The organism is Kaistia geumhonensis (assembly GCF_030815145.1).
GTDB classification, from domain to species: domain Bacteria; phylum Pseudomonadota; class Alphaproteobacteria; order Rhizobiales; family Kaistiaceae; genus Kaistia; species Kaistia geumhonensis.
Genome location: NZ_JAUSWJ010000001.1, coordinates 2,613,563 through 2,637,262, shown reverse-complemented (window position 1 = coordinate 2,637,262; position 23,700 = coordinate 2,613,563). Strand labels below are relative to the sequence as shown.

18 protein-coding genes are annotated in these 23,700 nt (G+C 67.5%); 15 read left to right on the top strand and 3 right to left on the bottom strand.

Annotated elements, in window-relative coordinates; translation table 11 throughout:
- Window positions 1–38: 38 nt before the first annotated feature.
- On the bottom strand, window positions 39–1,166 hold the full coding sequence (locus QO015_RS12495) for a PQQ-dependent sugar dehydrogenase (protein ID WP_266279062.1): 1,128 nt from the start codon (window positions 1,164–1,166) through the stop codon (window positions 39–41).
- A gap of 191 nt (window positions 1,167–1,357) precedes the next feature.
- On the opposite strand from QO015_RS12495, the gene QO015_RS12490 reads away from it, so the two are divergent.
- From QO015_RS12490 to QO015_RS12470, 5 genes are all read left to right on the top strand, one after another.
- On the top strand, window positions 1,358–2,425 hold the full coding sequence (locus QO015_RS12490; RefSeq protein ID WP_266279064.1) for a LacI family DNA-binding transcriptional regulator: 1,068 nt from the start codon (window positions 1,358–1,360) through the stop codon (window positions 2,423–2,425).
- 114 nt (window positions 2,426–2,539) lie between these two features.
- Entirely contained in the window at window positions 2,540–3,829 is a 1,290-nt protein-coding gene (locus tag QO015_RS12485) for an ABC transporter substrate-binding protein (RefSeq protein WP_266279066.1), read from the top strand.
- Window positions 3,830–3,833: 4 nt separating this feature from the next.
- Window positions 3,834–4,751 carry a carbohydrate ABC transporter permease gene (locus QO015_RS12480; protein ID WP_266279067.1) on the top strand — a complete coding sequence of 306 codons (918 nt, stop codon included), beginning with the start codon at window positions 3,834–3,836 and terminating at the stop codon, window positions 4,749–4,751.
- Between the two features lie 2 nt (window positions 4,752–4,753).
- Window positions 4,754–5,590, top strand: a complete 837-nt coding sequence (locus tag QO015_RS12475) for a carbohydrate ABC transporter permease (RefSeq protein WP_266279068.1) — start codon at window positions 4,754–4,756, stop codon at window positions 5,588–5,590.
- 57 nt (window positions 5,591–5,647) lie between these two features.
- Window positions 5,648–6,739 carry a Gfo/Idh/MocA family protein gene (locus tag QO015_RS12470; protein ID WP_266279069.1) on the top strand — a complete coding sequence of 364 codons (1,092 nt, stop codon included), beginning with the start codon at window positions 5,648–5,650 and terminating at the stop codon, window positions 6,737–6,739.
- Between the two features lie 60 nt (window positions 6,740–6,799).
- Here the strand turns inward: QO015_RS12470 and QO015_RS12465 are convergent, their stop codons facing one another.
- Window positions 6,800–7,819, bottom strand: coding sequence for an LLM class flavin-dependent oxidoreductase (locus QO015_RS12465; RefSeq protein ID WP_266279070.1), 1,020 nt, complete (start codon window positions 7,817–7,819; stop codon window positions 6,800–6,802).
- 401 nt (window positions 7,820–8,220) lie between these two features.
- On the opposite strand from QO015_RS12465, the gene QO015_RS12460 reads away from it, so the two are divergent.
- The 10 genes from QO015_RS12460 (at window position 8,221) to QO015_RS12415 (ending at window position 22,619) form a co-directional block, all read left to right on the top strand.
- Window positions 8,221–8,934, top strand: a complete 714-nt coding sequence (locus tag QO015_RS12460) for a GntR family transcriptional regulator (protein WP_266279071.1) — start codon at window positions 8,221–8,223, stop codon at window positions 8,932–8,934.
- Window positions 8,935–9,025: 91 nt separating this feature from the next.
- On the top strand, window positions 9,026–11,659 hold the full coding sequence (locus tag QO015_RS12455; protein ID WP_266279073.1) for a glycoside hydrolase family 38 N-terminal domain-containing protein: 2,634 nt from the start codon (window positions 9,026–9,028) through the stop codon (window positions 11,657–11,659).
- Between the two features lie 80 nt (window positions 11,660–11,739).
- Window positions 11,740–12,999 carry an ABC transporter substrate-binding protein gene (locus tag QO015_RS12450; protein ID WP_266279074.1) on the top strand — a complete coding sequence of 420 codons (1,260 nt, stop codon included), beginning with the start codon at window positions 11,740–11,742 and terminating at the stop codon, window positions 12,997–12,999.
- A 79-nt stretch (window positions 13,000–13,078) separates the two neighbouring features.
- Window positions 13,079–14,008, top strand: coding sequence for a carbohydrate ABC transporter permease (locus QO015_RS12445; protein ID WP_266279075.1), 930 nt, complete (start codon window positions 13,079–13,081; stop codon window positions 14,006–14,008).
- Window positions 14,005–14,853, top strand: a complete 849-nt coding sequence (locus QO015_RS12440) for a carbohydrate ABC transporter permease (protein ID WP_266279076.1) — start codon at window positions 14,005–14,007, stop codon at window positions 14,851–14,853. Before QO015_RS12445 ends, QO015_RS12440 begins: the two co-directional genes overlap by 4 nt.
- A gap of 52 nt (window positions 14,854–14,905) precedes the next feature.
- Complete coding sequence (locus tag QO015_RS12435; protein WP_266279077.1) at window positions 14,906–16,147, top strand: enolase C-terminal domain-like protein; 1,242 nt, start codon at window positions 14,906–14,908, stop codon at window positions 16,145–16,147.
- A 203-nt stretch (window positions 16,148–16,350) separates the two neighbouring features.
- Complete coding sequence (locus tag QO015_RS12430; protein WP_266279078.1) at window positions 16,351–18,978, top strand: glycoside hydrolase family 38 N-terminal domain-containing protein; 2,628 nt, start codon at window positions 16,351–16,353, stop codon at window positions 18,976–18,978.
- Between the two features lie 330 nt (window positions 18,979–19,308).
- A complete protein-coding gene (locus tag QO015_RS12425; protein WP_266279079.1) occupies window positions 19,309–20,013 on the top strand; it encodes a GntR family transcriptional regulator in 705 nt (234 codons plus the stop codon).
- A gap of 49 nt (window positions 20,014–20,062) precedes the next feature.
- Window positions 20,063–21,388, top strand: coding sequence for a mandelate racemase/muconate lactonizing enzyme family protein (locus QO015_RS12420; protein WP_266279080.1), 1,326 nt, complete (start codon window positions 20,063–20,065; stop codon window positions 21,386–21,388).
- A 34-nt stretch (window positions 21,389–21,422) separates the two neighbouring features.
- Window positions 21,423–22,619 (top strand): mandelate racemase/muconate lactonizing enzyme family protein, encoded by a 1,197-nt coding sequence (locus QO015_RS12415; protein WP_266279081.1) that lies wholly within the window; start codon window positions 21,423–21,425, stop codon window positions 22,617–22,619.
- A gap of 19 nt (window positions 22,620–22,638) precedes the next feature.
- Here QO015_RS12415 and QO015_RS12410 read toward each other — a convergent pair whose 3' ends face one another.
- Window positions 22,639–23,685, bottom strand: a complete 1,047-nt coding sequence (locus tag QO015_RS12410; protein WP_266279082.1) for a mannonate dehydratase — start codon at window positions 23,683–23,685, stop codon at window positions 22,639–22,641.
- Window positions 23,686–23,700: the final 15 nt, after the last annotated feature.

Genomic DNA, 23,700 nt, shown 5'->3' with positions numbered 1-23,700 from the left:
GCGTGCGATGAGATCGCAAGGGAGCCTCCAAGGAAGCTTCATCGCGGCGCGAGCCGCAACAGGCGCCCCGGCGCTTCGTCCTCGATGACATAGACGGCGCCGTCGGGACCGACCGCGACGTCGCGGATGCGGGCACCCATGTCGAAGCGTTCCACCTCGTCGGCATTCCCCTGGCCGTCGAACGCGACCCGCACCAGCGCACCGACGGCAAGGCCGCCGATGAGCGCCGAGCCGCGCCAGGCCGGAAAGAGCCCGGCGTCGTAGAAGGCGAGCCCCGCCGGCGCGATGACCGGCGTCCAGTAAAGCGCCGGCGCTGCGAAGTCCGGCCGCGTCGCGTGGCGGGGAATCCGCGTGCCGCTGTAATTGTCGCCGTTCGAGACGACCGGCCAGCCGTAATTGCTGCCGGGTTCGATCCGGTTCAGCTCGTCGCCGCCACGCGGCCCCATCTCGTTCAGCCAGAGCTGCCCCTTCGGGTCGAAGGCGAGCCCGTAAGGATTGCGATGGCCGGTCGACCAGGTCTCGCCCCGCACGCCGCCGGACGACGCCTCGGGATTGTCAGGCGGCGTCGAGCCGTCGAGCGCGAGGCGCAATACCTTGCCGCGCGCGGCGTCGGCGTCCTGCGCGCTTGCCGGCCGCATGCGATCGCCGACCGTGAGGAAGAGATGCCGCCCATCCGGGTCGAAGGCGATGATGCCGCCCGGCTGGCCGCCCCCGCCGCGCGGCGTCTGGCGCCAGATCACCGTGAGATCCTGCAGCGCGCCGCGCGTTCCGGCGACGGTCAGCTTCGCCCGTGCGAGCGCAAGCGCGCCGCCGTTCCCCGGCTCGACATAGGTGAGATAGACGAGGCGGCTGCTGCGATGATCCGGCGCCGCGGCGATATCGAGGAAGCCGTTCTGGCCGCCGGCCTGCACCGCCGGCACGCCGTCAACCGGCGTCTTGCGGCCGTCCCGGTTCACGACGAACAGAGCGCCGCCCTTCTCGGTCACCAGCATCCTTCCGTCGGGCAGGAAAGCGATCGCCCAGGGCGTATCGAAACTGGCGATCTCGGTAGCGACGAAGGGGAGCTCGGTCGTGGCGGGGCGGCCACCGGCATTGACCGACGCGGCAGTGGCGGGCGCTGCGAGTGTGGTGGCGAGGATTGCGGCGGCGAGTGCGTGGGAGAGCATGGATCGGGTCATGCACGCCAGATGCGCCGCTTCCGGTCGTCTTCAAGGGACTGGAGGACGCCCTCGCGCGGACTTGATCGGGCGCGAGGGCCTCCGGGGCTTTGCCTGCTGCGGTGCAGCGACGAAAGCGGCTTGTCAGCCTGTGAGATCGTTCTCATAGTGCTGTGAGAACGATCTCACACGGTTTGGTGATGAAACTGCGCTCCGCCACGCTCATGGATGTCGCCCGCGAGGCCGGGGTTTCGAAGGCCACGGTGGCGCGCGTCCTGTCGGCGAGCGGCTATGTCGGCGAGGAGACGCGCCAGCGTGTCGAGGCGGCGGTGAAGTCGGTCGGCTACCGTCCGAACGTCATGGCACGGGGCCTGAGGACTCAGCGCAGCCTGACCATCGGCCATCTCCTGATCGAGATCACCAGCAACCCCTTCTTCGCCCATGTCGCGCGGGCCGTGGAGCGCGAGGCGCTCGCCAACGGCTACAAGACCTTCCTGTTCAACCACAACAAGAACAGCGAGCAGGAGCGGTTCGGCGTCGAGCGCTTCATCGAGCGGCAGGTCGACGCCGTGATCTTCACCTATCCGGTGGATGCCGAGAGCATCGCGATGCTGCGCGCCGCCGACATGCCGGTGGTGCAGATCGAGCGGCAGCGGACCGCCGATACCCATGCGGTGCTCGTCGACAACGTCGCCGGCATCGAGGCGGCGATGGCCCATCTCCTCCAATTCGGCCATCGCCGCATTGCCTTCATCGGCGGCGACCCCGCCCTCTTTCCGCATCCCGGCGTCCGGGCCCGTTCTCTGGAGGAGGACAGGCTGCACACCTATCTCGATGCGCTGCGCGGGGCCGGGGTCGCCATCGATCCGGACCTCGTCCGTCTCGGAGAATATGTGCGCCTCGAGGATGGCTCCGATGTCGAGGGGTATGGCCATGCGCGCGCGCTTCTCGCGCTGAAGGACCGGCCGACAGCAATCATCGCCGGCTGTGACGTGCTGGCCGGCGGCATCCTCCGCGCTGCCTACGAGGCGCATCTCAGGGTGCCGGACGATCTCTCGCTGGTCGGATTCGACGATACGATCGCGGGCCAGCTGACGCCGCGCCTGACCTCGGTCGCGCAGCCCATGGCCGAACTCGGCCTCACCGCCTTCCAGCTCGCCCTCGCCTCGATCGAGGATCCCGACATCGCGCCGCGCACCGTGACGCTGGCGCCCTCGCTCGTCATCCGCGATTCGACCGGGCCGGTGCCCGTTCGCGCGACACGCTGACAGGGTTCACGAGAAAGGAGACGCCAGGAGCCGACAGAACCGGTCAAGGCCCGCGCGGCGCGCAACGACGCCGCCGGAGACATAACAAGACACCCGTCTGGAGAAGGAAACGCCATGAAGACATCAGGCAATGCCCCCGCGCGGGGCAGGGCAGGGCTCCTCGCATCCCTCGCGGCCGCCCTCGCCATCGGTCTCTCGCCCGTCACCGCTTATGCGGCCGACCCGGTCAAACTCAATTTCTGGGACATGATCTGGGGTCCGCCGGAATATATCGACGCAGCCAAGGAGCTCGTCGCCGAGTTCAACAAGGAAAATCCGGGCATCCAGGTCGAATACCGCTCGGTGCCCTGGAACAACTGGTACCAGACCTTCGTCACCGCGATCAGCGCCGGAACCGCGCCCGATCTATCGACCGGCGCCGGCTACCAGGCCGTGCAGCTTTATGATCTCGGCGCCATCCGGCCGATCGACGACCTCATCGAGGAGATGAAGGCGAGTGGCGATCTCGACGATTTCCTGCCCGGAACCGTCGATACGCTGCGCTACGACGATCACTATGTCGCGCTGCCCTGGGGCATCGACATCCGCGTCTGGTTCTATCGCAAGGACATGCTCGACGCCGCAGGCCTCAAGGTCCCGACGACCTGGGCCGAGCTGCGCGAGGCCGCCAAGGCGACGACCAAGGACGGCAAGTTCGGCATCCTCGCCTCCGGCGATACCGGCGGCTCGCACTTCCTCTACAATGCCATCCTCAACAATGGCGGCGGTCTCTTCAACGAGGAGCGCAAGCTCGACCTCAAGAGCGAGCGCAATGTCGAGGCCTTCGAGGCGCTCGCCGGCATGGTCGCCGACGGATCGGTCAGCCCGGCCTCGACGGGCTACAATTCCGACGATCGCCGCGGCGCCTTCAATCGCGGCCAGGGCGCCTTCACGCTCGACGGCCCCGGCCTGATCTCCCAGGCCGGCGACGCGGCCGACAAGATCGGCGTCGTGCCGCCCCTCGCCGGACCGCATGGCGACAAGGGCACGATCTTCTGGGTCAACAACATCATGGTCTACGAGCAGACCAAGCACCCGGAGGAGGTAAAGACCTTCCTGAAGTGGTGGTCGAAGAACCAGACGCCGCTCTGGACCAAGGGCAATACCGGGCAGCTGCCGACCCGCAAGTCCATCGCCGCCAACGATTATTTCAAGCAGCAGGCCTCGCGCGGCTATGTGCTCGAGAACTACGTGCCGATCGGCAAGACGACGGCGACCCATGCCGCCGGCATCTTCCCGGCGCTGAACGAAGTCGAGGGCGAGGGCGTGATGCAGACCTTCGCGCAGGAACTCTGGCAGGGCAAGCCGCTCGACCAGATCCTCGATACGGCCGACGGCCGGCTGAAGTCGATCGTCAAGGAGTGATCGGGTGTCCGCTGTGGACCTCTCCCGCCCCGAAGCCGGGACCTGGCGCGCAAGCGCCAGGGCCTGGTGGCGGACCGGCGATGCGCTGCCCTTCCTGCTGCTCGCGCCCTCCGTCGTCCTGATCCTCGCCGTCATCGCCTATCCGATGCTGACCGGCTTCTGGTACGGCTTCACGGACGGGTCGCTGCTGAAATACGGCCGCTTCGTAGGGCTCGACAACTATGTCGAGCTGATCACCTCGCGCGATTTCCGCCATGCGCTGTGGTTCAGCCTCGTCTTCGCCGTCTTCAACGTCGTCGGTTGCTATGCGCTGGGGCTCGGCCTCGCGCTGCTCCTGAACCAGGATGTTCCCGGACGAGCCTTCTTCCGCGTGGCGCTGCTGCTCCCGTGGATCGTGCCGTCGATCGTCTCGATCGTCTCATGGCGCTGGATGATGGCCGACGAGCGGGCGCTGTTCAATCAGGTCATCGGCCTGTTCGGTGGCTCGCCGGTCTACTTCCTGTCCGACCAGACCTGGGCGGTTGTGATGGTCATCGCCATCAAGATCTGGCGCTCCTTCCCCTTCATGATGCTGTCGCTTCTCGCCGCTCTGCAGGGCATCGACCGCAGCCTCTACGAGGCCGCCTCGCTCGACGGGGCATCGCGCTGGAACCAGTTCCGCTTCGTCACGCTGCCGCAGTTGCGCAACATCTCGATCGTGCTGGCGCTGCTGATGACGATCTGGACGGTGAACGATTTCGACACGCCCTGGCTGCTGACGCAGGGCGGCCCGGCCAACGCCACCGAGAACCTCGTCCTCCTCGCCTATCGCTACACCTTCGGGCGCAACGATGTCGGGCTCGGTTCGGCCACCTCCTTCGTGACGCTGATCATCCTCATGATCCTCGTCGTCTTCCTGCTCCGCCGCCAGAAGGAGCGCTGACCATGGCCTATCCAAATCCTTCGCCGGCTCAGCGCTGGACCCGCTTCGGCGTTCTCTCGGCGATCGTGCTCGTGGTGAACCTGCCCATCATCCTGATGGTGATGAACTCGTTTCAGACGACCGACCAGTTGATGCAGCGCTCCTCGCTGCTGCCCCATGACCTGACGACCGCGAACTATTCCTATCTCTCGGAGCGGACGAATTTCTGGCGCTATCTGTGGAATTCGGTCGTCGCCTCGACGGGAAGCACGATCACCAGCGCCGCCGCGGCGGCGCTCGCGGGTTATGCTCTGTCACGCTTTCGCGGACGCTTCGTGACAACTTATTCGCGCACGCTTTTCATCGTGCAGATGTTCCCGATCATCCTCGCGCTGATCCCGCTCTTCATTCTCTTCAGGACGCTCGGGCTCATCAATAGTCCGCTGTCGGTGATCATCCTCTATACGGTGGTGCACCTGCCGTTCGCGACCTGGATGGCGCGGTCCTTCTTCGACACCATCCCGCGCGAGTTGGAAGAGGCGGCGCTGGTCGACGGGTGCTCGCGCTTCGGCGCGTTCCTCCGCATCGTCCTGCCGCTTTCGGGCCCCGGCCTCGCGGCGATCGCTATCTTCTCTTTCCTCTTTTCCTACAACGAGTTCTTCGTCGCCAACGTCTTCCTCCGCGACGAGAACGCGATGACGCTGCCCGTCGGCATCACGATGTTCATGCAGCAATATTCGACCGACTGGGGAAGCCTGATGGCGGCGGCGACGCTCACCGTCGTGCCCACCTTCATCCTCTTCCTCGGCATCCAGAAATACATCACCTACGGCGCCGTCTCGGGCGGCGTGAAGGGCTGAGTCCGCTCGGACTTTCAACATTTTTCGACATAAATAGACGTTTAAGGACAATCCATCGTGGCTCACATCATTCGCGTCGGCGTCGTCGGCTGCGGCGAGGTCGCGCAGATCATTCATCTGCCCACCCTGCGCGACCTTCCCCATCTCTTCCAGGTCACGGCGCTTTGCGACATCAGCCGCACCGTCGTCGATGCGGCCGGCCGCCAGACGCCGGGCGCGCGGCTCTACGACAGCCACGAGGCGCTGATCGCCGATCCGGATGTCGACGCGGTGCTGATCGCCAACCCGCATGTCTACCACGCCGAGGTGGCGATCGCCGTCATGGCTGCCGGCAAGCATGTGCTGGTCGAGAAGCCGATGTGCATCTCGCTGGAGGAGGCCGACCGCCTCGCCGAGGCGGAGGCGAGGCATGGCGTGACGGTGCAGGTCGGCTTCATGCGCCGCCATGCACCGGCCTTCGTCGAGGCGGTGAAGCGCATCGAGCCGCTGCGCGGCGACATCCTGCTCGCCCGGGTCCGCGACGTGATCGGCGCCAATGCGCTCATCATCAACTCGACCTCGCGGGTCGTGCGCGGCACCGATATCCCCGCTGCGGCGATCGAGGCGGCGAAGGTTGCGATGGCCGAGGCGACGAAAAAGGCGATCGGGATCGGCGAGGGGCCGATCGCCATGGCCTACGGGCTGATGCTCGGCCTATCCAGCCACGACATCTCGGCGATGCGCGAGCTGATCGGCCGGCCCGAGCGGGTGCTGATGGCGACCCAGCGCCATGGCGGGCGCGCCATCACGGCAAGCTTCGACTATGGCCATTTCGTCTGCCAGTTCGAGACGGCCGTCGACCAGATCCCGCATTTCGACGCGCATCTCGAAGTCTCGACGCCGAAGGAAGTGATCCGTGTCGACTACGACACGCCCTATATCCGCCACCAGCCGGCGCGGCTCACGGTGCTGAAGCCGCATGGCGAGGCCGGCGCCTCGACCGAGGTGAGCTTCCCGACCCGCTACGATTCCTTCGCCGTCGAGTGGAACGACTTCCACCGCAACGTGACCGAGCGGCGGCGGCCCAAGACCTCGATCGCCGACGCGCGCGAGGATCTCGAGCTGTTCAAGGCGATGGCCGGCTTCATGGTCGAGGCGGCGCGCGCCTGAGACCGTCGTCATGGCCGCGAGCCGCGCGGCCATGACGTTTGGCGGGGTGGAGTGCGTCGCTCAGCGCCAGCCCATCGCCGGTGCCACATGCTTGAGGATGGCCTCGATCACATGGGCGTTGTACTCGACGCCGAGCTGGTTGGGCACGGTGAGGAGCAGCGTATCCGCCTCGGCGATCGCCTCGTCGCCCTTCAGCTGCTCCACGAGCGCATCCGGCTCGGCGGCGTAGCTGCGGCCGAACACGGCCCGCTTCTCCGGCTCGATATAGCCGAACTTGTCGGAGTCCTCGTCGCCGCCGAAATAGGCGTGGTCGCGCTCGTCGACGAGGGCGAAGATGCTGCGGCTGACCGAGACGCGCGGCGTCCGCTCATGGCCCGCCGCCTTCCAGGCCTCGCGATAGACGCGGATCTGCTCGGCCTGCTGGACGTGGAACGGCTTGCCGCTCTCGTCGAATTTCAGCGTCGAGCTCTGCAGGTTCATGCCCATCTCGGCCGCCCAGACGGCTGTGGCGTTGGACGCCGCGCCCCACCAGATGCGTTCGCGCAGCCCTTCGGAATGCGGTTCGAGGCGCAGGAGGCCGGGCGGGTTCGGGAACATCGGCCGCGGGTTCGGTTCGGCGAAGCCCTCGCCCTTCAGGACGTTCATGAACACCTCGGCATGGCCGCGCGCCATGTCGGCGTCGGTCTGCCCCTCGGCCGGCCGGTAGCCGAAATAGCGCCAGCCATCGACCACCTGCTCCGGCGAGCCGCGGCTGATGCCGAGCTGCAGCCGCCCGCCGGCGATGAGGTCGGCGGCTCCGGCGTCCTCGGCCATGTAGAGCGGGTTCTCGTAGCGCATGTCGATGACGGCGGTGCCGATCTCTATAGTGCTGGTTTTCGCACCCACCGCGGCCAAGAGCGGAAAGGGCGAGCCGAGCTGGCGCGCGAAATGATGCACGCGGAAATAGGCGCCATCTGCGCCGAGCTCCTCGGCGGCGACGGCGAGGTCGATCGACTGGAGCAGCGCATCGCCGGCCGAGCGCGTGCCCGAGCGCGGCGAGGGCGACCAGTGGCCGAAGGAAAGGAAGCCGATCTTCTTCATGGGACGGTTCCGTCACGGCAGCGCGCGGCTGCCGGAATAAGGGTGAAAGCGGTCTGGCCGACAGATGGACGCGCCAGCGGCCGAGAGCAAGCGCCGCAAAGGTGAACGGCCCGTCACCCCGGGCAGAGCGCGGTCCGATGCGGTGCAAGGCGACGTCGGCGGAGAGCCGGTCCGCTCCGGCTTCTTGCTTCTTCCCTTGGGGGAGAAGGTGGATCGCCGCGCAGCGGCGAGCCGGATGATGGGCTTTCCGAGGTTGGGCAGCCACTGACCCGCCGTCTACGGCGACACCCCTCCCGCGATGGGAAAAGGGAAGGGCGATCGCGCTTCGCCCGCGCCGCCCCGTTGACGGTCGTTCCGATTCACTAGTATATTAGTACCGTAGGACACAGGCGAGGCGCGACATGTGGGAGACGGAACAGCGGGCGGTGCGGCCACGCTCCACGGCGCTCAATGTCTATGAGCTGCTGCGGAGCGAGATCGTGCTCGGCGTGCTGAAGCCGCTCGAGCCGATCCGCGAGCAGGCGATCGCCGAGCGGCTCGCCATCTCGCGCACGCCGGTCCGCGAGGCGCTGCTGCGGCTCGCCGATCTCGGCCTCGTCGACATCTATCCGCAGAGCGGAACGGTGGTGGCGCCGATCCGCGTCGCCAAGGTGCGGGCCGCGCAATTGATCCGCGAGGCGGTCGAGGTCGAGGTCGCGCGCCGGGCGACCCGCGCGGCTGCGCCGGACGACATCGATGCGCTGGCGTCGATCGTCGAGGAGCAGGCTTTCGCGGCCGGGCGGCAGGATACGCGCCGCTTCTACGAGCTCGACGAGGTCTTCCATCGCCGCATCTTCGCCGCGGCGGACTGCCTCGCGGTCGCCGACGAGCTCGAGGACGTCAAGGTGCATCTGAACCGGATGCGCTTCGTCACGGTCAACTGGCCGAACCGGCCTGGGACCATCCTCGACCAGCATGGCGGCATCGTCGCCGGCATGCGCGCCCGCGACGAGGCGGCGGTCGCGGCGGTGATGACGCTGCATCTCAGGACCATCCTCGACGCGCTCGAGGCGATCGACGGCGCGCCCGGACCTGGGCGCAAGGAGGCCATGCGGGCCGCCATGCCCGCGATGTAACGACGACGAGAGACGGCCGGCGCAAGCCGGAGGCGAGGCCGCCGCAGAGCGGCCCGCCGCCCTTGAGGAAACGACAGGAGAGCGAGGCGTCATGACCGCGATCAGGACGATCTATCTGTGCAACCATTCGCACACCGATATCGGCTTCACGGACTATCAGGATGTCGCCTTCCGGCAGCATGCGGATTTCATCCGCGGCGCGCTCGACCTGATCGAGGCGACCGACGCCTATCCCGAGGGCGCCCGCTACAGCTGGACCTGCGAGACCACCGGGCCGCTCCTGCGCTATCTCCGCAGCGCGTCGGCCGAGGAAATCCGCCGCTTCCAGCACTGGCACCGCGCGGGTCGCATCGACGTCGCGGCGATGAACTACAACCTGACGCCGCTGCTCAATGTCGAGCAGATGCATCGGAGCCTCTATCCGCTGAGGGCGCTGCGCGACGAATTCGGCCTCACCGTCGAAAGCGCGATGCAGGACGACGTCAACGGCGTCTCCTGGCTGTTCGCCGATCTCCTCGCCGAACTCGGCGTCTGGTTCTACACCGCCGCGATCAACCCGATCCGCGGGGCGCGGCCGAAGCCGTTCCCCGGCGCCTTCTGGTGGGAGGGGCCGAGCGGCGGCAAGGTGCTGGCCTGGAACGGCTATCACTATCTCTTCGGCCGCAGCCAGGCCGGCATCGGCAATTTCGACCTCGTCGACAGGCTGCTGCCGCGCTGGGTGCACGGGCTCGAGGCGGATGCGAGCTACCCCTACGACTTCCTCTATTGCGAGGCGACGCATCCCGTCCGCGTCGACAACGGGCCGCCCGACCGGCGCATGGCCGATTTCGTCCGCCGCTGGAACGAGGAAGACCGCCCCTGGCGGATGGAATTCAAGACGGTGACCGAGTTCGGCCGGCTGCTGCGTGATCGCCACCAGGGCGCGATCGGGACGCAGCGCGGCGACTGGACCGACCACTGGACGGACGGCCCGGGCTCCAGCGCCTACGAGACCGGCGTCAACCGGCAGGCTCATGAGGTGCTGGGCGCCGCCGAGGCGCTCGAGGCCTGGCTGCGGGCGACCGGCCGCGACCGCTACGACGCGGCGCGTGCGGCGCATGACTACGAGCAGGCGATCCTCTACGACGAGCATACCTGGGGCGCCTATTCCTCGGTCGAGGCGCCGGATTCGCTGTTCACGCGGGCGCAGTGGAACCGCAAGGCGAGCTACGCCTATACGGCGGTCATGGAGGGGCACGACCGGCTCGCCCGTGCCGCCCGCGACCTCGCCCGTCCGCTCGGGACGCCGGGTCCCGAGGGCATCTTCAATCTCGGCGACCTGCAGCCCGAAGAGGCGTTCAAGCCCTCCGGCATCGCCGATGTGCTGGTCATCAACACGCTGCCCTGGCCGCGCGCGGTGATCGTCGAGGAGCCGGAGCCGCGCGGCGGCGCCGCACCGGACGGCATGCTCGACTGCTTCTTCAACCGCGGCAGCGGCTGGGGTGGCGCACGGCCGATCCCGCCGGTGAATCGGGTCGCGGGTCAGGTCCCCGCGATGGGCTATGCCTTCCTGCCGCTCGCCGACGCGCCGGGCGACGCCGACCTCAAGGCCGGCCCGCACAGCATCGAGAACGCGCATTACCGCATCGAGATCGATCCGGCCTCGGGCGGCATCGCGATCCTCCTCGACAAGGATCTCGGCCATGACTTCGCCGGCCGCTACGAGGGCTGGCGGCCGGGCGACTACATCTACGAGACGGTGGATTCGCCGAAGGGGCGCGACGCGATCGCGAGCTTCGACTTCTCCAATCCGGATTTCTTCACCGGCTTCAGGGATACGCCCTGGCGGCGGAGCGGTGCGACCAGCGTCGAGATCGGCCAGGCGACGATCGCCAATGGCCGCGCCTCGATCACAGCCACCATCCGCGCCGCCGGCGTCGCTGCGGCCCGCGTCACCTATGCGCTCGATACCGGCACCAAGGCGGTGCATGTCGACTGGCTGATCGACAAGCTGGCACACGAGGCACCGGAAGCGGTCTTCGTCGCCTTCCCGTTCAATCTCGGCGCGCCGCGCTTCATGCTCGACCTCAACGGCATCCCGGCGGTGCCGAACGACGACCAGCTCGATGGCGCCGCCAAGGACTGGTACCCGCTGCAGCGCTGGGTCGACGTCTCGGACGGCGCGCGCGGCGTGACGCTGGTGCCGCTCGATGCGCCGCTCGTGCATCTCGGCGGCATCACGACCGGCAAATGGGCGCGGACGCTCGAGCCGGAGGGCCCGACCATCATGTCCTGGGCGCTCAACAACCACTGGATGGTGAATTTCAAGGCCAGCCAGGACGGCCGCATCCCGCTGCGCTACCGCCTGACGACGCATGCCGGCGATGTCGATCCCGTCGCGGCCGCCCGCTTCGCCGCGGAGGCTTCCATGCCGCCGGTGGTGATGCGCGACATCGCGCCGACCGGGGCGCGCGAGGGCTCGTTCTTCGCCGTCGATCCGGACGCACCTGTGCTCGTCACCGCGAAGCCCGGCGAGGAGGCCGGCTTCATCGCGCTGCGCGTGCAGAACCTGAAGGCCGGGGCGACGCGCGCGCGGCTCCGCTTCGCCACGCCGCCGAAGGAAGCGCGGCGAGCCGATGCGCTGGAGCATCCCGGCGAGGCCATCGCCGTCACCGGCACCGAAATCGCGGTCGATCTCGCACCGCTCGCCGTCGACACCGTGTTGCTGCGGTTCGGCGACGCCTGACGCCGCGGGGGTTCGGCGGACATGACAACGGAGCCGGCGCCGCCGGTTCCGGTGAGGAAGGACGAAGGAGGACGTCTCTGATGAAGCTTGGAAAACTGGGCCTGAGGAAGCTCGGGCTGCTCGCCGCGTCGCTCGCCGCGCTGGCGAGCCCGGCGGTGGCGCAGACCGTCGATTTCTACCACGACAAGGGCAACTGGAACGACGCCTACAAGACGGTGCTCGGCCCGGCCAAGGAAGCGGTCGGCATCGACGTCAATCTGGTGCCCTATGCCGACACCAGCACCTATCAGGCGGCGGTTCGCGCGGCGCTGCGCACGCCGAGCGCGCCCGGCGTCTTCGCCTGGTGGTCCGGCTACCGCATGAAGGATCTCGTCGACGCCAAGCTCGTCACGGATGTCGGCGAGGTCTGGAAGAAGTACACCGATGCCGGGCTGGTCAATCCGTCGCTCGCCTCGGCCTTCACCTTCGACGGCAAGATCTACGGCGTGCCGAATCTCGTCGCCTACTGGGTGGTCCTCTACAACAAGAAGACCTTCGCCGAGAACGGCCTCGAGCCGCCGAAGACCTGGGAAGAGCTCGAGAAGGTCGCCGCGACGCTGAAGGAGAAGGGCATCACGCCGTTCGGCCAGACGATCGAGGGCCGCTGGCCGAGCTTCATCTGGTTCCAGGAGCTGCTCGTCCGCTCCAATCCGGAATTCTACGCCAGGCTGATGACCGGCCAGGCGAAATACACCGATCCCGAGGTCACGGCCGTTCTCAAGACCTGGGCCGACTGGATCGGCAAGGGCTACTTCACCGATCCCTCGATCGCCTTCGGCACGTCGGGTTCCAACGCCATGGCCGGCCAGCTCGCGCAGGGCAAGCTCGGCATGATCCTCGTCGGCACCTGGTATGCCAACACGATCGTGCAGTCCGGCCTCGACGCCAAGGATCTCGGCGCCTTCATCATGCCGAACGAGAAGGCGGACCTGCCGAAGTCGGTCATCTTCGAGGCCGGCCCGCTGCTCATCGCCTCTGCCTCGGCGCAGAAGGAGGACGCCCTCAAGCTCGCCGACTACTGGATGTCGTCGAAGGCACAGCAAGCCTGGGTCGACGCGCAGGACTTCCCGCCGATCAACAAGGACGTGAAGGCCAAGTCGCCGCTGATCGCCGACCTCGTCAAGGAGATCAATGACGGCGGCTACACCTCGATCAACCGCTTCTGGGAGGCGACGCCGCCCCAGATCGCCGAGGCGGCCGTCGACGAGCTCGGCAACTTCATGCTGCATCCCGAGACGGGCCCGCAGGTCCAGCAGAACCTGCAGGCGCTCGCCGACAAGTACTGGGCGACGCAGCAGTAAGGCGCCCGTCCCCGGCGTCTTCGGGCGCCGGGGACGTCCCCGGCTCCGCCTCTCTTCGGGAGGGGTGAAGGAAAGACCCATGACCGCGACGATCGACCAGAATCTCGCGCCCGCCCTCAGGCGCCGCAGCCCCGGCCGCCCGCTGAGGCAGCGCATCGTGCCCTATCTCTATGTGCTGCCGGCGGCGCTGTTCGTGGTGCTGTTCCTGCTCTATCCGATGGTGCTGACCGCCTGGCGCAGCCTGACCCGCTTCGACGGCATTTCAGATCCCGTCTATATCGGCTTCGAGAATTTCCGGACGCTGTTCCAGGACCCCTATTTCCTGCTGTCGCTCAGGAACACGGTGATCTGGACCGTCGCCGCCGTCGTCTTCCCGGTGACGCTCGGCCTCGTCTTCGCGCTGGCCTTCAGCCGCGTGCGCTGGGGCGGCTTCTTCAAGACGGTGATCTACCTGCCGGCGACCATCTCCGCCGCCGCGGCCGGCATCCTGTTCTCCTTCGTCTTCAACTACGACAACGGCGTCCTGAACATGATCCTGCGCGCCATCGGCCTCGGCGACCTCGCCAGCCGCTGGCTGTTCGACGTGCCGACCAACACCTTCGCGATGATCGCCACCTATACCTGGCAGCAGACCGGCCTCAACATGATGCTGTTCCTCGTCGGGCTGCAGGGCCTGCCGCCGGAGCCGATCGAGGCGGCGAAGATCGAGGGCTGCACCGGCTGGGGCCTCGTGCGCCGCATCATCCTGCCGATGCTGATGCCCTATGTCGTGATCACGACGCTGCTCGCCATCGTCAACGGCTTCAAGGTCTTCGACCTGATCTGGGTGATGACGCAGGGCGGCCCCGGCCGCGCCTCCGAGACGCTCGCGGTGACGATGTATCGCGAGGGCTTCATCCTCTTCAACCAGGGCTACAGCGCCTCCATCGCGGTGGTGATCTCCGTCGTCGCGCTCGCCTTCTCCTATTTCTACCTCCGCTCCGTCCTCGAACAGGAGGCCAGGCAATGAGTGCCGAAGTCGGCGAACAGACCGCGCTCGGCCGCGAGACGCGCTTCTCCTCCGCCCTGATCCTCACCGTCTTCTGGGTGCTGCCGATCGCGCTGCTCGTGATGAGCGCGATGAAGACGCCGATCGAGTTCTCCTCGACCTCGACGCTGACGCCGCCGTCCTCGTTCAACCTCTTCGACAACATCGCGCGCGCCTGGGCGAAGGGGATGGCGTCGGGCTTCGTCAACAGCGCGATCTACGGCGTCGTCGCCTCGCTGATCGCGGTGATCCTCTCGGCGATGGCCGCCTACGGCATCGTGCGGCTGCGCATCCCGCAGGGCATGTTCTGGTTCCTGCTCATCTACAGCGGCACCATCTTCCCGTTCCAGATGTACCTGATCCCGCTGTTCAATTTCTATCTGGACACCGGGCTCTACGACACGCGGCTCGGCGTCATCGCCTTCTATGTCGCGATCACCATTCCCTTCTGCGTCTTCGTGATGCGCGGCTTCTTCCTGACCGTGCCCTGGCAGGTGCAGGAGGCGGCGGCGCTCGACGGCGCCAATTCCTGGGCGACTTTCTGGCGGATCATGATGCCGATGGCCAAGGCGCCGCTGATCCTCCTGGTGCTGATCCAGTTCACCTGGATCTGGAACGACCTGCTGTTCGGCCTCGTGCTCACCAAGTCGGAGAGCGTCCGGCCGATCATGGTCGCGCTCGCCGGCATGCAGGGCGTCTACGGCGCCAGCGACGGCCCATCGGTGATCGCGGCGACGCTGGTCGGCAGCGCGCCGACCCTGATCCTCTTCCTCGTTCTCCAGCGCTACTTCGTCCGCGGCCTGACGCTCGGCATGGGCGAGCGATGACGGGCGCGCCGACGACACCACAAAGACCAGCATCGCAAGGGACGCTTCGTTCATGAAGATCACCAACCTGAAGGCGACGACGATCACCGTCCCCCTCGAGGCACCGCTGCGCCATTCCAACGGCGCCCATTGGGGCCGCTTCGTGCGCACCATCGTCGAGGTGGAGACCGACGAGGGGCTGGTGGGGCTCGGCGAGATGGGCGGCGGCGGCCAGTCGGCCGAGGCGGCGATCGCCGGCCTGACGCCCTATCTCGTCGGCCACGATCCGCTGCAGCTGGAGCAGCTCCGGTGGAAGATCATGAATCCCACCGCCTCGCTCTACAACAACCGCCTGCAGCTGCATGCCGCGATCGAGATGGCCTGCATGGACGTCGCCGGCAAATATCTCGGCATCCGCGCCTGCGACCTGATCGGCGGCGCGCTGCGCGAGGAGGTGCCCTTCGCGAGCTACCTCTTCTACCGCTATGCCGACGAGAAGACCGGACGCGGCGGCGAGACGAGCGCCGACGAGATCGTCGCGCATGCGAAGGACCTCGCCGCCCGCTACGGCTTCACGGTGCACAAGCTGAAGGGCGGCGTCTTCCCGCCCGATCACGACATCGAGGTGATGAAGGCGCTCGGCGATGCCTTCCCGAAGGACAAGCTCCGCCTCGATCCGAACGGGGTGTGGACCGTCGAGGAGGCGATCCGCGTCGCGAAGGCCATCCGCGATCTGAACAACGACTATTTCGAGGACCCGACCTGGGGGCTCGAGGGCATGCGGCGGCTGCGCCGCGCCATCGACCTGCCGACCGCGACCAATACCGTCGTCGTCAATTTCGAACAGCTCGCCGCCAATATCCGCCTCGAGGCGGTCGACGTGGTGCTGCTCGACACGACCTTCTGGGGCGGCCTGCGCCAGGCGCACAAGGCCGGCACCGTGCTCGAGACCTTCCAGTACGGCGCCTCGGTGCATTCCTCGGGCGAACTCGGCATCCAGCTCGCCTCGATGCTGCATCTCGGCGCGGCGCTGCCCAATCTCGGCTTCGCCGCCGACGCGCATTACCACCATCTCGTCGACGACATCATCGTCGGCGGCAAGATGGAATATCGCGGCGGCAAGATCGCGCTGCCCAAGGGCCCCGGCCTCGGCGTCGAGCTCGATCGCGACAAGATGGGTCAGTATGCCGAGCTCTACCAGTCGCTCGGCGGCTACACCTATGACCGCGATCCCGGCCGGCCCGACTGGTACTGCGTCATGCCCGAGACGAACTTTGCCGACCCGGCGCGGGGCGGCCGGCTGCCGTCGCGCTAGCCGGCATTCCCTTCGCCTCTCCCCGAGGGAGAGGCCGGGCCGACGGTCCGGGGCGAGGGGTTCACCCTCTGCGGACGGGCCGCAACCCTCACCGCCGAACCATCGGCGCCTCGTGCTCTCCCCCCGGGAGAGGCGAAGGGCCGGACGCAGCAGCCGGCCGCCATCGACACCATCCGAATGCCACCTTCAGGAAAGCCTCTCCCATGATCCGCGAAATCCTGTTCGTCCATCACTCCCACACCGATATCGGCTACACGCATCCCCAGCCCGTGGTGATGGAGCTGCATCGCCGCTTCATCGACGAGGCGCTCGATATCGCCGAGGCGACGGCGGATTATGACGACGAGTCGCGCTTCCGCTGGACCTGCGAGGTCACCGGCGTGACGCTCGACTGGTGGAACAGCGCCACCGGCCATGATCGCGACCGCTTCCTCGCCGCCGTGAAGCGCGGCCAGTTCGAGGTCGCGGGCATGCGCTGGCACATGACGCCGCTCATGGACCACGCGATGCTGCGCGACATGCTGAAGCCGGTCGCCTTCTTCCGCGAGCTCGGCATTCCGGTCCGCTCGGCCATGAACACCGACGTCAACGGCACGCCCTGGGGCATGGTCGACGCGCTGCTCGACCACGGCATCACCGGCCTCTCGATGGCGATCAACGAGCATTTCGGCCATGCGCTGAGGCCCTGGCCGCGCGCCTTCCGCTGGCAGTCGCCGTCGGGCCGCGAGATCCTGGCCTACAACGGCTTCATCTATGGCGTGACCTCCGACCGCCTGCTGCGCGTGCCCGTCGATTTCGAGGACGCGCAGACCCGCGTGCCGGCCTTCACCAAGGGCTTCGAGGACCTCGGCTATCCGCATCCCTTCCTGATGATGCAGATCACCAATGTCCGCTATCACGACAACGGCTCGCCGCAGCCCGCGCTGCCGGACTTCATCCGCCGATTCAACGCCACCAATCCCAAGGTGCGGCTGCGCTTCGCGACGCTGTCCGAGGTCTTCGACCGCTTCCGCGCCGAGCCGGAGGAGACGCTGCCCGTGATGCGCGGCGACTGGACCGACTGGTGGAATTTCGGTGCCGGCAGCACCGCCCACGAGACGACGCAATCCATGGCCGGCCAGCGCGATCTCGACATGGCCCAGGGCCTCGCCGCCTGGCCCAATGGGGGCAGGGAGGCCGCGAGCGGAGCCGGAAAGCCCGGCCGGCAGGCGGCGCTGTTCGACAATGCCCGCCGCGCGCTCGGACTCTATGCCGAGCACACCTGGGGCGCCGACCGCTCGATCAACCAGCCCTTCTCGCCCGAGACGCGCACGCAGCTTCTCCTCAAGCTGGCGCTGGCGCCGGAGGGGGCGAGCATCGCCCGCATGTTGCGTCGCGATGGCCTCGAGGCGCTTTCCGGGGTCGCCGGCGGCGAGGAGCCGCGCCTCCTCGTCTACAATCCGCATACCTTCCCGCTGCGCCAGTCGGTGAAACTGCCCTATCTGCCGCCGGTCGCCGGGGCGCCCGAACCGCAGGGCGGATTCGGCCTCGAATCGATCGTTCCGCATGGCCCGAGCTCGCACCGCATCCAGCGCCAGGACGTGATCCTCTCCGACCTGCCGGATGACCGGGCGATCTGGACCGAGCCGTTCGACCTGCCGGCACTCTCCTATGTCAGCATCCCGGCCGGGGATGTGCGGGTCGCCGCCTCGCCGAAGGCGTCGGGCACGACGCTCTCCAACGGCCGCATCACCGCCGAGATCGATCCCTCGGGCGGGCTCGCCTCGCTGAAGCTCGGCGGCAGGGAATATGTCGGCAAGGCGGACGGCATGCGCTTCGGCGTCCCCGTCCTCGAAAAGCCGGCGGCGGGCAATCGCGAGGCGATCTTCGACCGGGTCGATCTCGACACCGCCGACTGGAACCGTTCCTGGCACACGGACTGGGTGGCCGAGCGCGAGACCGCGGGCGTCGCCGGCAAGGCCGAGGCGATCACGGCCGCCGGACGCGCCGAGATCCGGCAGGGCTTCACCTTCGCGAGCGGCGACCGCGTCACGGTCGTCTGGCGCCTCGTCGGCGACGAGGCGGCGCTGCATGTCGATGCCATCCTCGAGAAGCAGGCGGAGGCCGCGCCGCACGCCATCTATCTGCCGCTGCCGGCGATGCTCGGCGCGGGCTGGCACTGCGACTACGAGACGGCGGGCGCCAACGTCCGCCTCGACGAGGAGCAGCTGCCCTTCGCCAGCCGGCACTACATCACGACGCAGCGCTATATCCGCATTGCAGACGGGGCGGCCGAACTCACCGTGGCGACGCCCGACGCGCCGCTCTGGCAGGTCGGCGGCTTCACCTTCGGCCGCTGGAAGGAACCCGACGGCGGCGTCGACCGCGCGGCGCCGGCCCTCGTCGCCTGGCTGACCAACAATTACTGGTCGACCAATTTCCAGGCCGATCAGGCCGGGCGCCTCACCTTCCGCTTCACGCTCATCCCGCATGAAGCCCGTCCGGTCGGCGAGGCGATCCGCGACGCGCTCGGCCATGCGCAACCACTCGCCGCGCATGTCTATGCCGGCCGCGGTCCGGTGACGGCCGAGACGGGAAGCCTGCTTCAGATCGAGGCCGGACCGGTGCTGCTGGCCGAGATCGAGGCCGACGCGGACGGCGTCGCGCTCGTGCTGGTGAACCCGGAGGACCGCCCGATCGACGTCACGATCGGCTCGGGCGCCGTCACCGTGGCTCGCGCCCTCCGGACGACGCTCGCCGGCGACACCGTCGAGGAATTCGCGGTCGATACCGGCCGGGTACGCGTTCCCGTCGCCGCCCGCGCCTTCACGCGGATCGTCGTCGCGGGCTGATGCCCGCGCGGGGTCGGCCGCCGTCTCCTTTCCTCCACGGCCGTCCGGCCCTCTCGCGGCGGTGCGCCCCAGCACCGCCGCGAGATTGTCCTGCGACGCGAGGCGCGCCATGGCACGCGCCTGCGAGAAACGGAGCCGGCAAAATAATGCGTTGTCTGGTCAGGAAATGGTCAGGCGGACGTGTGGTGCGGTCCGCTGCCCAATGTTTGAGACTGGACATTCCGTGTCGAAAGCGCGATGAATCGTACACGATTTCGGTCAGATTGCGTGCTGCGCTGCAACAGCGCAGATGCAGCAAGGGGGACGGTCGGGCGTGTCGAGGGTCAGTCGGTGAGCATTGCCGCGAGCCTTGGACTGCCGGCGCTAGGGGCGCCGGAGCGTGAGGCCTCGGTCTATGAGGCGATCCGCGAGGACATCGTCTCGGGCCGCATCCCGGCCAATGCCCGCCTGATCGTCGCCGATCTCGCCGAGCGTCACGGAACGTCGACCAATCCCGTCCGCGAGGCGCTGCAGCAGCTGCGCGGCGAGGGCTTCGTCGTGATGACGCCCAATCGCGGCGCCCGCGTGCGGCCGATCGACGAGAACTTCATCCGCGACATCTGCGAGATCGAGGTCCTGCTCGAGCCGGCGCTGACCCGCTTCTTCGTCGGCATCGCCACCGACGACGACATCGCCGTGCTGGAGGCGACGCAGGCCGAGATCGTCGCGCTGAACTTTGCCGACCCGGTGCGGCACGGACAGCTCGACACGCAGTTTCACCGCACGATGTACGACCGCCACTACAACCGGCACGCGGTCGACCTGTGGTGGAAGCATCGCGAGATCCTCGGCGCGATCAGCCGCCGCCTGCCGACCTCGCTCGGCCGCCAGGCCGCCGTCCTGCGCGAGCATCGCGAGGCGCTCGACGCCATCAAGGCCCATGACGCCGAAGCCGCCGCGGCGGTGATCGCCCGCCATGTCGAAGGGTCCGGCCGGCACATCATCGAACAGATGCGCGCCGTGCGCCGCACCCATCACAACAACAGGGCGGATTAACCGCCTCACTCACCCCCTCAAAGAAACTGACGGTCTGGGAGGACATGTCGTGACGATCGCCGCCGAACCCCTTGAGCTCACCGACAGCATCGAGAACTCGGTGCGGAGGATGTCGGAGCCCTCGAAGCTCAGGATCACCGATATCCGCGTCGCGACCATCGTCGGGCATGGCTACTACCCGATCCTGCGGATCGACACCAACCAGGGCATCTACGGCCTCGGCGAGGTGCGCGACGGAGCCCATCCCGACACGGCGCTGCGGCTCAAGCATCTCCTGATCGGCCAGAACCCGTGCAACGTCGACTACCTCTTCAAGTCGATCAAGCGTTATGGCGGCGACAGCCGCGAGGCCGGCGGCGTCTGCGCCATCGAGATCGCGCTGATGGATCTCGTCGGCAAGGTCTACGGCATCCCCTGCTACCAGCTGCTCGGCGGCAAGTATCGCGACAAGGTCCGCCTCTACGGCGACACGCCGGCGCCGCGCAACCAGACGCCGGAAGGCTATGTCGAGGTCGTGATGCGCCGCCGCGCGATGGGCCTCACCTTCATCAAGTTCGACCTGCCGCCGCGCCTGTTCGACAAGACGCCGGGGGCGCTGATCGGCTCGCCGACCAAATACGAATACCACCAGTACAACCAGTGGTATGTTCCCGGCCGCGGTCCCGGCGCGCGCATCAGCGAGCGCGGCGTGGCGCTCGCCGCCGAGATCACCGCCGCCGTGCGCGCGGCCGTCGGCGACGAGGTCTCGCTCTGTACCGATCACTTCGGCGAGGGCTATGTCACCGCCGACGAGGCGATCCGCATCGGCAAGGCGCTGGAGCCCTACAACCTCGCCTGGATCGAGGACGTGATGCCGTGGCGCGACATCGCCGGCCACAAGAAGGTCGCCGACGCGCTGCTGACGCCGGTCGCGGCCGGCGAGGACCTCTATCTCTTCGAGGGCTTCCGCGAGGCGATCGAGACGCGCGCCTTCGACATCATCCATCCGGACATGCTGTCCTCGGGCGGGCTTTCGGAGACCAAGCGCATCGCCGACCATGCCGAGCGCTACGGCATCCCGACGGCGCTGCATGCCTGCTGCTCGCCGGTCGGCTTCATGGCCAATGTCCATCTCGGCGCCTCGATCGCGAGCCTCGTGGCGGTCGAGCATCACGGGCTGGACCTGCCCTTCTTCCGGGATCTCGTGAAGGGGCTCGACGCCGACTACATGGCCGACGGCTATGTCACGGTGCCGGATGCGCCCGGCCTCGGCATCGACCTCAACGAGGAGGTCATCCGCGAGAACCTGCGCAAGAAGGACACCTATTTCCTCGACACCTCCGAGTGGAACGACCTGCGCGTCGGTGCCGACTTCCGCGGCCACGAAGACGACTGAGCGCCACACGCATCGTCATCGAGGAAACAGTCCCATGAAGATCACCGACTTGCGATGCGCCGTCATCGGCCGTCACCCGATCGTCCGCATCGTGACCGACGAGGGCCTCTACGGGCTCGGCGAGGTCGAGTTCACCAAGACCTATCTGAAGCCCTTCGTGCTGCAGTTCCGCGACGTGCTGATCGGCGAGGACCCGACCGACGTCGAGCGCTGCATGCTGAAGATCCGCCAGCGCGGCAGCTTCAAGCCCTATGGCGCGGCGGTCAGCGCCATCGAGCACGCGCTGTGGGACATCGCCGGCAAGGCGGCCAATGTCCCGGTCTACAAGCTGCTCGGCGGCAAGGTGCGCGACAGGGTCCGTGTCTACAACGGCTCGCTGCGGCGTCCGATGAGCGGCACGCGTCCGGAGGACTATGCCGCCGAATGCAAGTGGATGATGGAGCTGCCCGAGAACTTCTTCATGGTGAAGCAGGGCATCAGCTTCCATTCCTCCATGAAGCGCGACGTGCCCGACTTCCACTACGGCATCCCGCAGGACAGCGTCTTCCACGGCGCCATGGATACCGGCCTCATCAGCGAGCGCGGCTTCAACCACATGCTCGACTGCGTGGCGGCGATGAAGGAGGTACTCGGCGACCGCGTCAGCCTCGCGCTCGACTGCGGGCCCGGCTGGATGCTTCCCGACGCCATCCGTTTCGCCCGCGCGGTCGAGAAATACCATCTCATGTGGCTCGAGGACATGCTGACGGGCGACTACACGCCCTGGGTCAACCCGCAGATCTACCGCGAGCTGACGACCTCGACCTCGACGCCGATCCATACCGGCGAGCAGATCTATCTGCGCAACAACTTCAAGGAGCTGATCGAGACGCAGGCGGTGAACGTCGTCGGTCCCGATCCGGCCGACATCGGCGGCATCGCCGAGCTGAAATGGGTCGCCGAGCACGCGCAGCTTCATTCGATCCTGATGGCGCCGCACGGCACGGCCAACGGCCTGCTCGGCCTCGGCGCGCTCGTCAATGTCTGCGCGACGCTGCCGGCCAACTACATCGCCTTCGAATATCCGAGCGCGTCGGACCCCTGGTGGCACGAGATCATCGAGGGGCTGCCCGAGCGCATCGTCACGGACAGCATGATCGACCTCTTCGAAGCGCCAGGCCTCGGACTCGACATCAATGCGGAAGCGGCACGGAAATATCTGCGTGACGAAGATGCGGCCTTCTTCGACTGAGAAGAAGGCCGCGCCCCGGTCACGCCGCGCGTTCGGCCATGCTGAGGAGGCCCTGCATGTACCCGATCGCATGCGCGCGGCCGCGATGGTTCCAGGGCGTGTCGTCGTCCATCTGCGGGACATGGTCGTCGAGCAGGAAGCCGGTGAAGCCGTTCTGCTTCAGCAGCAGCATGGCTTCGCCGGGGTCGAAATTGCCTTCGCCGATGAAGCACTCGACGAAGTCCGGCACCGTGCCCTGCACGTCACGGAAATGGACATAGAAGATGCGGCCCTTCGGCGCGAAGAAGGTGATCATCTCGCGGACATTGTCGGCGCCGCCCGGCATCTCGGAGCAGCAGCCGAGGCACAGGTCGAGGCCCCAGGCCGCGCTGGTGGAATAGCGCTCATAGGCGCGCCTGAAATCGGTCGGCGCCTTGAAGATGCGTGCGACGCCGCCCAGCATCGGCACCGGCGGATCGTCGGGATGCAGCGCGATCTTCACGCCCGCCTCCTCCGCCACCGGCAGCACCGCGTCCATGAAGTAGCAGTAGTTGGCCCACATCATCTCGGCGGTGATGATGCCGTCCTCCTCCTCGAAGAGAGGCATGGAATCGGCGCGGCCGAGCGTCGTCGGCATGAAGGAGCGCCACTCGGCCTTCGTCGCGCCCTCGACCTTCGCCATCTCGAAGCGCGTGTTGCGGGCGCCGCCTCGGCCGGGCGCGCGGCGCTCGGTGCGCCAGACGGAATTCGGCATGAAATGCAGGCCGAGGACCGGCACGCCGGCGCGGCCGACATTCACGACCGTGCGGCAGTAATTCTCGATCTGCTCGTCGCGGCCCGGCAGGCCGAGCATGGCCTTGTTGTAGAAATGCGTCGGGACGTTCTCGATCGCCTCGAAGGTGAGGCCGGCGGCCTCGACCCTGTCGACGAGCGCGCGGATGTCCGCTTCCTCCCAGAAGGTGTCGCCGGGGAGGGTCGGATTGTTCATCTGGATGCCCGAGACGCCGATCTGCGCGGCGAAGCGCAGCTTCTCGTCCGAGAGCTCGTGAAACTGGCCGACGGCTACGCGCATCGCCGGTTGGGACATGACTTCGACTCCATG